Annotated in this window: 11 protein-coding genes; 4 read left to right on the forward strand and 7 right to left on the reverse strand. The window is 25.9% G+C overall.

Going from position 1 to position 11,353, the window contains the following annotated elements; translation table 4 throughout:
* Positions 1 to 357 precede the first annotated feature (357 nt).
* The 4 genes from D9R21_RS01960 (at position 358) to D9R21_RS08155 (ending at position 3,911) form a co-directional block, all read left to right on the forward strand.
* Entirely contained in the window at positions 358 to 996 is a 639-nt protein-coding gene (locus tag D9R21_RS01960) for an FtsX-like permease family protein (RefSeq protein WP_241568665.1), read from the forward strand.
* Between the two features lie 48 nt (positions 997 to 1,044).
* A complete protein-coding gene (locus tag D9R21_RS01965; protein ID WP_126820882.1) occupies positions 1,045 to 1,839 on the forward strand; it encodes a MurR/RpiR family transcriptional regulator in 795 nt (264 codons plus the stop codon).
* Positions 1,840 to 1,965: 126 nt separating this feature from the next.
* Complete coding sequence (locus tag D9R21_RS01970) at positions 1,966 to 3,606, forward strand: fructose PTS transporter subunit IIA (RefSeq protein ID WP_241568666.1); 1,641 nt, start codon at positions 1,966 to 1,968, stop codon at positions 3,604 to 3,606.
* Positions 3,588 to 3,911 (forward strand): hypothetical protein, encoded by a 324-nt coding sequence (locus tag D9R21_RS08155; RefSeq protein ID WP_241568667.1) that lies wholly within the window; start codon positions 3,588 to 3,590, stop codon positions 3,909 to 3,911. Before D9R21_RS01970 ends, D9R21_RS08155 begins: the two co-directional genes overlap by 19 nt.
* Before the next feature lie 89 nt (positions 3,912 to 4,000).
* On the opposite strand, the gene D9R21_RS01975 is transcribed toward D9R21_RS08155, so the two are convergent.
* The 7 genes from D9R21_RS01975 to D9R21_RS06875 all read right to left on the reverse strand — a co-directional run.
* Positions 4,001 to 4,339 (reverse strand): hypothetical protein, encoded by a 339-nt coding sequence (locus tag D9R21_RS01975; RefSeq protein WP_126820883.1) that lies wholly within the window; start codon positions 4,337 to 4,339, stop codon positions 4,001 to 4,003.
* Between the two features lie 528 nt (positions 4,340 to 4,867).
* Positions 4,868 to 6,208: a hypothetical protein gene (locus D9R21_RS01980; protein WP_126820884.1), complete on the reverse strand. Its 1,341-nt coding sequence runs from the start codon at positions 6,206 to 6,208 to the stop codon at positions 4,868 to 4,870.
* A 194-nt stretch (positions 6,209 to 6,402) separates the two neighbouring features.
* Positions 6,403 to 7,461, reverse strand: a complete 1,059-nt coding sequence (locus tag D9R21_RS01985; protein ID WP_126820885.1) for a hypothetical protein — start codon at positions 7,459 to 7,461, stop codon at positions 6,403 to 6,405.
* A 13-nt stretch (positions 7,462 to 7,474) separates the two neighbouring features.
* Positions 7,475 to 7,747: a hypothetical protein gene (locus D9R21_RS01990; protein ID WP_126820886.1), complete on the reverse strand. Its 273-nt coding sequence runs from the start codon at positions 7,745 to 7,747 to the stop codon at positions 7,475 to 7,477.
* A 15-nt stretch (positions 7,748 to 7,762) separates the two neighbouring features.
* Positions 7,763 to 8,698, reverse strand: coding sequence for a hypothetical protein (locus tag D9R21_RS01995; protein ID WP_126820887.1), 936 nt, complete (start codon positions 8,696 to 8,698; stop codon positions 7,763 to 7,765).
* A gap of 12 nt (positions 8,699 to 8,710) precedes the next feature.
* Entirely contained in the window at positions 8,711 to 10,306 is a 1,596-nt protein-coding gene (locus tag D9R21_RS02000; protein ID WP_126820888.1) for a hypothetical protein, read from the reverse strand.
* 35 nt (positions 10,307 to 10,341) lie between these two features.
* On the reverse strand, positions 10,342 to 11,353 hold a 1,012-nt coding region (locus tag D9R21_RS06875; protein WP_206609228.1), incomplete at its 5' end, for a hypothetical protein.

Raw genomic sequence — 11,353 nt, forward strand, 5'->3', positions numbered from 1 at the left:
TAATAAATGTATATCTAATGGAATTAGAATTTCTATGGGTAAAAATTATCATTGTGCTGATAATATTGTTATTGAAAGTTTTCATTCTTTATTAAAAAAAAGCAACAATTCATAACAATATTTACTTATCGCATGATGAATATATTAATGATGTTAAAAAATGAAATAAATGATATTCAAGCCGCAAAGAAAAGGATATAATAAATAAAAGTTTATAAACCTTTTTTACTAATACTTACTTTTTGGGGTGCACTATATCGTTATTTAAATAATATTAATATTGGTGACATTTTATTAGATAATTTTAATGATCGAAGTGCGATATTTTATATTGTTGTTGATCAATTTGATAATGGAATGAAAAATATGTTTTTAATTAATAAGTATAATAATCAACGCTTAACGCCAAAACGTTTAGCAAACCTATATTCAGCATTACGCGATAATGAAACATATCATTATATTGGTGTTTATGATAAAAATAATAATTATGATGCTTCATTTGAAACAGAGTATGAACCAGCACCAATTTATAATGGAACACAAAATTTAAAAATTTTATTTCAACAAACAGTTAATTTACAAATTATTTTATTCTTAATTTATTTATTAATTTTAGTTGCTTCAATTGGGGCATGTATTTTCCAAATTTTTATTATTACAAATATCATTTTAAAAGATAATTTAAAAGTTTTGAATAGTTTTAAAGCACTAGGGTACTCTGATTTATGAATTTTTAATCTGATGTTCTTGATTTATTTACCAATTATTTTAATTAGCTGAGTAATTTCAATTCCCATTGGTATAACCATTATTGGCTTAATTCGCTATCAAATTATTTTTAATATGTTATCATATGTGTCAGGAACTGTTAATATTGGTTATTATTTGATTAGTTTTTTAGGATTACTTGTAATATTTATTATTGCTTTTGTTTTAAATAAAAAATTTATGGACCATCGTTATCTAATTTTAAAAACAATGAATTGAAATTAATGAGGAGATTATTTATATTTTGTTATTAATGTTTAAAAGGAGAGTTGAATGGATACATATTTATTAAAACAATTGCATATTTTAGCAACCGATGAAAAAAATTTAACAAATCAAACAATTGCTCGTTATATTTTAGGTAATATTACAACAATTAGTAAGTTAACTACGAATGAATTAGCTAATCATTGTTTTACTTCAACAGCGGGTATTATTCGATTCTGCCAAAAATTGGGATTAGAGGGAATTAATGAATTAAAATTTAAATTAAAATACTTAACAGAAAATGTTACATTAAATTCGCAACAATTTAGTGCAAATAAACAATTAGTACAAAATGAGACATCTTTTTTTAATGAATATTTGAAAATTAAGATTGAATCTGAACAAGACTTACATGCTAATTTTTTTGAAACTGATTTATCAGTTTTAATTGAAAAAATTATTACCGCAAAAACAGTTTTTATTTTTGCTTTTAATTTAGCATATAATGTTTCCCGGAATTTTGTTCAGAGATTACGGTGAATTAATAAAAATGTTATTCATCAAAATGATTTAAATTCAATTGAATCATACTTGCCAATGATTAATGAAAATGATATGGTTCTTTATATAACATTAAGTGGGCAATCAACTTTCATTGCAACAATTGCAAAACAAGTTAAACCGATTGTGTATTCATTTGGTATTATTGGGAAGAAAACTGAGTTAATTACTAGTTTAAGTGATTATTTTGTTATTAATTATCGGGAAAATGATATTTGAGATGTTTTTTTAATTCGTTCACAAACTGTTATGCAGTTTTTAGATTATTTATATGCAAAAATTATTCGGAAAAATATTTAATAAAATTAATTACATTTTTTAGAACTATATTTCAAAATATAGTTTTTTTCTTGTTAAAAATATTGTTTTTGCTTTAATAAAAGGAAGAACAAAAACAGTTTAATATTTTAATTTTAGGAGGTCAATATGAGTAATAAAAACAAAAATAATCTTTTTTCATTAGAACAAATTATTTTAAATTCATCTGCAAAAACTCAAGATGAAGCATTTCATGAATTAGCAGCAGTAGCGCATCAAGCGGGTTGCATTGATAATTCCGAAAAATTAGTAAAAGCATTATGAGCGCGCGAATATGAAACATCAACAGGATTAGAAGATGGTTTTGCAATTCCACATGCTCGAATTAAAGACATTAAAAAGCCAGCTGTTATTTTTGTTCGCTATCAAACTGGATTAGAATGGTCAACTTTTGATAATACAAAGGTTCAAGTTGCCATTGCACTAATTATTCCGACTAATAAAAAAAATGACATTCACTTAGAAGTTTTAAGTAATGTTGCTAAAAAATTATTAAATTCAAATCTACGTCAAGTTTTAAAAACATCAACTAATAAAATCGAAATCTTGGAATTATTACAGGCAGTTGATAATGAAAAGATAGTTAACAATGAAAGTTATCAAGGTTATGTTTTAGGAATTACAGCTTGTCCAGCTGGAGTAGCGCACACTTATATGGCTGCCAAAAAAATTGAAGATGAAGCGAAAAAATTAGGATATGCTGTAAAAGTTGAAAAACAAGGTGCTAATGGATATGAAGATAAATTAACACCAGAGGATATTTCAAATGTTAATGTTTTAATTATTGCTGCTGATATTGCAGTTGGTGAACAAGAACGATTTGTTGATATTCCTATTTTAAAAGTAGCAGTTACTGAACCATTACATGATATTGAAACGGTTTTTCAAAAAGCCACACAAATTATGCGACCGTTACCTAACCAACAGATCCCAACTAAAGAATTTAAAAAAGAAAAAAAAGAAAAAGGATGATTTAAATTACATTTTAAAGCTGGCGCTGTTAGTTTAAAAAATGCTGTTTTAACAGGGATTTCCTATGCAGTGCCAGTCATTGTTGCTGGAACAGCAATTCAAGCTTTAATTACAATTATTACTCAAATTGCGGGTGTTGATTATATTAAGGAATATGCTAATTGATTAAATAATTTAATTGATGTTGCTGGTAAAAGTTTAAGTATTTTATTAGCTCCAGTGTTAGCAGCCTATATTGCATATGCTATGGCAGATAAGCCAGGTTTAACACCAGGTTTTTTAGGAGGATTAGCTTGTGTTTATGTAACAAAAACCGCCAATGATGGCACTGTAATTGTTGATGGACTAGGTTTTTTAGGTGGTTTAATTATTGGAATTGTTGTCGGTTATATGATGAAAGGATTTAAAAAGTATCTTGTTAGTAAAAAAATGCAAGGTGTCTTAACTTGATTTGTTTATCCTGTTTTAGGATCGTTAATTAGTATTTGTTTAATTCTCTTTGTGATTGGTCAACCAATTGCCTTATTAATTAATGTTATTTTTAGTGGATTGACAACTTTACAAACTTCAAATTTAGCAGCAATATTGGGAATTATTATTGGAATGATGTGTGTTTTTGATTTGGGGGGTCCTTTTAATAAAGTGGCATGAGCTTTCTCATTTGCATCATTTTCACAAGCTTTTACAAGTGGACAATTGACTAATCCAACCTTGTTAGTTCCATATTCATGCTTTTGAGCTGCCGGAATTGGAACTGGATGAACGACTACCTTATAGTAACTTTTATTGGTCGTCGGTTTTCAAATCAATATGAAAAAGAAGCTGGAAAAATGTCATGAATCTTATCTTCGTTAGGAATTACTGAAGGAGCAATACCATTTGCTTTATCAGACCCATTCCGTGTGATTCCTTCTTTTATGGTTGCTGGTGGTGTTGAAGTTGATGCTTGTTCGGCTAAATGTCAATGAGATGGATTAAATTACTCAACATTATCAATATATAACCCATCTATTTTAACTGAGTTTTTGAAATTAAAAAAAGATGATGAGATAAAAATTAAAGCTCTACAATGTTTCTCCTAACTTTATATATTTAATAATAACCTAGAAAGGTTTTTTATTTCATATTCTCAGTTAAAAGAAACATTGTATATTTAAAAACATATGACTTTTTATATTTCTAGTGTAATTAATGATAATTTTTCATTATTTTTATTAAATAGTTGTAAATTATTAATGGTAATTTGTTCTTTTTCTGTAAAAATTGTAATATCATAATTCCCATAAGCTCATATACCTGATATCTCAATTTGATTTAAATTAAATAGTTTTTCGTTTTTATAAAAAATTATTTTAATAATATCCTCAACTAAATCTTTAGTTATACTTGTTCAAACTGCCTTAGAATAAAGTAATCTATATCATTGCGAAAAATAGTTTAAATATTCTTCTAATTTATTATTAGAAATAATTAAATTAGTTAAGTATTTGCCATATTCGCCATCTGACAATTTAATTTCTGAAGGAATAATAGAAGGGATGTTATTTGTTTCTAATTCGTTTGTTATGGATAATCAATTAAAATAATTGGCTTCTAATTGATAAATGTGATTTTCTGAAATATTTTTGTTTTTAACAGTTACTTTAATTTCATCATTGTTATTTATATTATTTTGATTTTTTAAATTTCAATCTGTAATTTGACCTGTTTTGGGTGAAATAAAAGGAACGTTGGGTTCGCTATCATTATTTCAACAATAAACAGATTTAAAATAATTATCATTTTCAACTCATAAACATGCAAAACCGGTAAATCCTGGTTTGTATATATATAAATTAATGGCACGTATATCTAAATAACTTCCTAAAATTAAATAATATTCATCTCTTAAATTATCAATTGTCTTTTGTGAAGAACCTACATCTTTATCATTTTTAAATTTAATAATACGTCAATCAGCATTTTCATCACCACGCCATATTGTAAAATAATACTTATTATCAACTTGACTAAATGGTTTTTCGCTTGCATAAACTTCTTATCAATAATTTATTGGTGTTGGTGGAATGGAACCAACAGTAAAATTAAAATATGATGAATTTAATTTAACTTTGCAATGTTCAAATTCTCAATATCCAGTTTCTGTCTCTCGTGGATTAGATATTAATTCAAAATAATATGGTGCAAATAATTTAATATCATCATTATAACCCTTATTAATTGCGTATTTACTATATGTATAATTTGATAACATGTAAATAATTTGTTTAAATCTTTTGACAGCATTATCATTTAAAGATTTATAATTATCTAATTTTCAGTTTTCAAATAAACCATCAACAACATCTTCGGGTTTTTGTCATTCAAATTTTTGTCTTAATTCCGCCGCTTTATTAGTAGGATTTCCTTTTTCATCGTATTTTGCACCTTGAAATTTACGATCATAATTATAACGATATGTTAAATAATTTAACAAAACAATATTTAATTCTTTAACATCTAATAAACCTAATATATCTTTACCTTGAATATATTTTTTGGCAATACTTCAAGGTAAAAAACTTTCGGTAAATCAATATTGGAATAGTCTTAAATTAGGATTTGTTTCAATTGGCATTGATAACAAAGGTACTAAACTAGCGTTTTCAATGTTTGATGAGGGATAAGAATAAACACCATTGACATTGCCCCAGCACTTAATATTTCCAAATAGCATTGATTTCGGATATTTTATTTCAATTCCAGTAAATACTGTGTTTTCAGGCAATGATTTTTGTAATACTAAATGAATACTATTTTGATTTTTTCATTTAAAGTCAGTTATTTTAACTAAATGAGTAGATTTAATAATATCAACACCATCAGGTGTATAAGGGCGTTTATATTCTTCAATAATATAGAATTCATTTTTATTGTCTTCGGTAATTGGTTCATTAATAGATACTATTTTTAAGTCATAGGATTCTAAAAATTCTTTGTCTTTTTTTGAAATATCATTAATTAAAATATCTTTTTCATCAATCATTACATAACTTGTACTATTGTCTTGAACTGTAGTATTTTGCTGAATTTGTAATTTAAAGTTAAAGTCACTAATTTCATAACCAACAATCTTAATATATTCATCTTTGTCAATAAAACCAATTTTAACGCTATTTTGAGAGTAGTTTAAGGTTGGTTTTTGCTTTGTTTTAACAAGATTATTAATTTTATAAATATATAAGATTCTTGCACGGTTTTCTGTAAATAATTGTTCTAAGTCAGGGTCGCTATATTGTGATTGATTAGCAAAATCTAGCGGAATACTATCAATTGAATAATCAATTGGTTCATCATTTTCTGTTAATTTTGCTAACATTTTTTCAGATGGTTTTAACATTATATTTGTTCTCCTTCTTCATTAGGTATATTAATAATAGTTTCATTATTTTTTAATTGTCTGTTTAAAGTAGCATTTACTGGTAAGCGAACATCAACAATTAACTCATCAATATTTTTAATATTGAATGTTCTACTGTTTAAAATTGCATTATCATATTTAATTAACTTAATAATAAATTCAGTTAATTTAATTTATCTAATATATATCATTTGTTCGTATGATGCGTTTGTTTGAATATTTACACCAGCAACTTCCGCTTGTGTTTGTTGAGCCCCCTTAGCGATTGCGGGAACATGATGGCGATTTATTTTATAGTAATTAGTTAATAATCAATCATATATTTTTGTTAATTGTTCACCTTTAAAATTACCAGCAATATAGTCTACTGGTTGAAAATTACTATCAGGGTCTCCTTCAACTAATAACAAGTCATTTTCAATAAATGAAGCTAACATTTTACTAATTTCTTGGTCAACAACACCAGTAACTCCATTAGTATTAATGGTAAATTTACCACTATTTAATAATGGGTCTAACATAATCTTTTCAGCAATAATATCTAAAATACTAGCAAATTGTTTACCATAGAGAGCAGAAGGTTCAAAATTAGGGTTATTAGGAATAATTTCAATTGGAATAAAATCAATTGGCAATATTTCTTCTCTTTGTAATGTTGTATAGTTATTTCATTTAGTATCATCAATATATAAGTCGGTAATAGTACTGTATAATCGTGTTTTTAACTTTCTAATAACTTTTACTTGTTTAGTTACATAATCAATTTCTAATTTTTCAGTAATAAAAATACTCTGATCATTTTTAATATAAGGGTCATAATTAAAAGCACAAGATACTAAATTACCCAATTCACCATACTGGTCATTGTAAAAATCAATAGTAATAAAATTAAGTTTTGAATTATTAGCAAAAATAAAATATGCACCTTTACCATTCTTATTAATTTTATATTCATTATATCAATTCTTATTAGTAAAGTCTTGCATTTTTAAAAAGTTATTAATTAATTGAGAGTTTATTTGTTTATTAGTAAGTGGATTATAAATGCTAATTTCTAAATCTCTTGGATTTAAAAAATTAGCATTATCTTCACAAATTATTTTTTCTAAAATCTCATTATGTTTTTGAACAGTAACATTTTTACGATTAGTAATCGTTGATGCTAAATTAAGATAATAACTATCAATATCATAGCTTTTCTTTAATTTCTTTTTGGCTGGTAACAATCCCATTTATATCACCCCTTTATTTTTTTGTATCTTCTTTTTTAATAACATCTTCAATACTATCTTGTTTTTGTTTTTTGTTATGGGTTTTGATAAATCTAATCGTTTCAATAATTAAAACAATAACCCCAAAACCATTAAGCATCGCACCAATAATTACATATGCAGGTCAACCAATCCCTAATTTAGTAGGTCCTATAAAATAAATAATAATTCCTGCTATAAAAAACAATGATGAAACTCCAAAGATTTTCAAAAACATAATTACATTTTTAATTTCTACTTTTGGCATAAAAACATCTCCTTTCTAACTTATTATTTTTCTTTCAACAAAAACAAATCCCAAAGGTTTAAATGTTGCTGGACCATTAACTCCAATATTAATCAATCCATCAGAATTAATAGATAATGCTAAACACGCACTATTAACACCTATTTGGTCATATATAATACCTATTGTTTTTGTAAAACCATGTCTTGTTTGCAACATTCCTTGGCTTTTTAAACCCCCTTTACTTTCTTTTCCTGAGGCTCAAATTCTATAAATATAATTTTCTTTATCAAAATTAGAAATATTATATCCGATTTGGCCCATTCTAAAATTGCTAGTATCAACAACTTCTCAATCTGGTACATCTGGTACAATAATTAATTTTTTTAATTCATCTAAAATTTCCTTTTTTAATTTTTCAAGTTTATCATCTTTAATTTTTTCTATCAAAATATTATTTAGTAATGCATCAACTTCTAATTGTGTATAATATGCTTCTAAATCTATCATTGTTAAATCAATACCTTCTTCTTGAAAAGTACGAAACATTTTCTTTAAAGTTGTTAAATTAGCCAATGATTTTGCATAGGTAGGCAATAGACCTTGTCATGTTGCCATAGGGTCATTTTGTGAAGAATAATTAATATCACCAACACTCATATTTGCCGAAGTAAAAAACTCAATTGGAATACGGTTAAATGTTCAATGTTCAATCGTAATAAATACCATATTAATACAAATTTTCTTTAATAATGGGTCTTTAAATGTTTCAAGCTTTAATTTTGAAAATGGATAGTTTAAATAAGAATTAATCATATTTTGGGCTCTTAAGGCAAATGTTTTAAATCATAATTCTACATCATCTTTAAAGAACTTATTGTAACGAACTGGAACTTGTGTAATTTTACCTGTCATTGGAATAAAATTATTATAATTTTCCAAAGTAACATTTTTTCATAATTCATTTAACATTTAATCATCTCCTTATCATTTACTTTTTTTAGAATATATTTTCTTTGATATAAACTTTTTACTATTTAATAGTGTTTTTGTTTTAATTGTTTTGTTTAAATTTTGTTTTGTTCTTAGTTGTTTGTATGTTTGAAATACTAGTCCATTACCCAATAAACTAGTAACCGCACTATCTTCTAGCGTATTTAACAATTTATCTTTATTAAAGTTATTTTTAAATTGTTCTTGCATTTTTAATATCTTAGCAATTGTCCTATATATTTTAAAACTATCTTTTACTACTTGTTGATAAGCAAGTGAGGCGAAAGAAACTAAATTAAACAAACTTGTTTTTTTAAATCCCCAACCAACAAACCATTCGCTATTCATATAGAATTTAAACGGTTCAGTGGATAAAACAAACTCTTCTGCTTTGATTAAAGTTGTCATAACGACAATAGGGGCATATTGGGGATTTTTATAATATATTGTTAAAGCAATTTCACCCGCAACTGATAAAGGAACAATTTTAACTGCTAAGAAAACATCAGAACCATAAGCAAAAGGTAATAATTGACCTTTTTGAATGGCTTTTGTTTCAAATTTAGATAATATTTTTTTAGTTTTATCGGTAATTTTACTAATTACTTTTTGTTTAATAGTAATTATTTGTTTTTCAATTGGGGCTAATAATTTTTTAGTTACTTTTTGAATATAAAAATTTGGGTTTAAATGATTTAAAACTTTATTTAATTTAATTGGTGTTTGATGAAAGATATTTAATAATTTATTATTGTATACTTTGCTACCACGCATTAAATTAGCATTTAATAGCAGGTTTTTACCAACATCTTTTTTATGAAGATTAACCATAATGTTATATCAATCATCAGTATTAATTTTGCTTATTTTATCAATATTTAATCCATATTCATATAACCATTTATTAGCATTTTTTTCATTTACGCGTGGTATTTTTTGAACTAATTTAGGACTTATTTTTTGAATATTTTTCTCAATTTTTAATAAATTATTAATTGTTTCTAAATTAGAAACTTTAAAACCTTTATAAAAATCATTTCGGGCTAATTTTCCAATTGTATATAATAAAGTTTCATTATTAGCCTGCTTTGTAAAATCAAATATTAATTTATCAGATAAAATCTTTTTACCTGTAACTTGCCTTACAACATCTTCTAAATTATTAGCAGTTATTACAACTAATTTTTCAAGTAGTTTAGTTTCTTTTGCTAATTTTAAAATTATAGTTGTACGAGCAGCACGCGTTAATTTACCAATCCCGCCAATTGCAGGTAATAAATTTAAGGTAGTACTTTTTGCTGTCACTTCTGATGTTAATTTATCGTATATTTGATTTACGGCAAAATCGGTTGCTGTTTCGACTCCAAATGAGATAAATGCTGCAGCAAAATTAGATAATCCCGCACCTAAACCAACAGCAGATGCTATACCAACAGTTAAAACTGATAAACCAGGGGCTAAAACTTGAATTCCTAAAAATTCTAATAATTGTAAACCAAAACTTTTTTCTTGTTGTTGGATTGACAATCTAGTTGGAATTTTTTTAACAGCATAAATAAGGGATGTTTTAGATGTTCCAATTGGCATATCTGTCAAACGAAATAGTACTATTTTTAGTACTATTAAGAATTTTTGATTTTAACATCAATCAGATTTGTTTGACCAGTAGCGTTGTTTTTACCTTCAATTTGAACTTCAACAGTTTTATCATTTGTAATATTAATTGGTCAATATTCATCTTTACTTTCAATAAAGTAATCAAAATCATTTTCAGTTAAAGAACTATCTACGGTTTTAACGGCTTTTAAAACAACATCTTTAAATTGTGGTTTTAATTGTTCTGCTGTTGTTTTTGTTGGGTCTGCAACATGAATAGTTGGTTTATCTAATTTATTAATTTTACTAATATCAATTTTTGTAACAATATGTTTAATAATTCCCTTAGGTTCAACTACTGCTCCACCTAAATATAAAACTCTTTCCATAATCAAAGTATTACCCATTCCAGTACCCAATGCAGCCGCACCTACCCTTAATGGAGTGTGGTCTTTTTTGCGTAAAATAAGTGGATCATATTTTTTACTAAACTTAAATGCAATTGCATTAACACCATTTTGTAATAATTCAATTGTTCCTTCTGAACCATCTTTATTAATAATTGGTAATTTTTTAGGAACCATATAATATGTTGTTCCTTCAACAGTTTTCATTGCTCCGCTTGTTGCAATTACACTATTTATTTGGTCGTTTGCTCCAAGTTGTAACTGTAATTTATTACGAATTCCACGAATAAAATCAGCAGAACCTAAAACAACTGTTTCTGATGGGGTAAAGCCATTTTCATATATTTTATCCATAATTTCATCGTGGATTTGTAAAGCATTTGTATCATCTGCTTTTTGGCCTTGAATAGTTGTAACTTGACCATTGTTAATAATTTCTAAAATTTTATTACGTTTATAAGCAACTTCAGTATCCATTGCTTGTTCAATATCAGCTGCTCAAAGATTGGGATTAAAATCACTTTCTACAGGGTCTAATTTACGAGCAAAAGTTAAAATTGTATCTAATTCAACAATTCCATCTTCAAATTCCACTGTTGAATATTTTAGTAGGTTATCATCAGTATTAAAT

The organism is Spiroplasma endosymbiont of Megaselia nigra (assembly GCF_003987485.1).
Classification (GTDB): Bacteria; Bacillota_I; Bacilli_A; order Mycoplasmatales; family Mycoplasmataceae; genus Spiroplasma.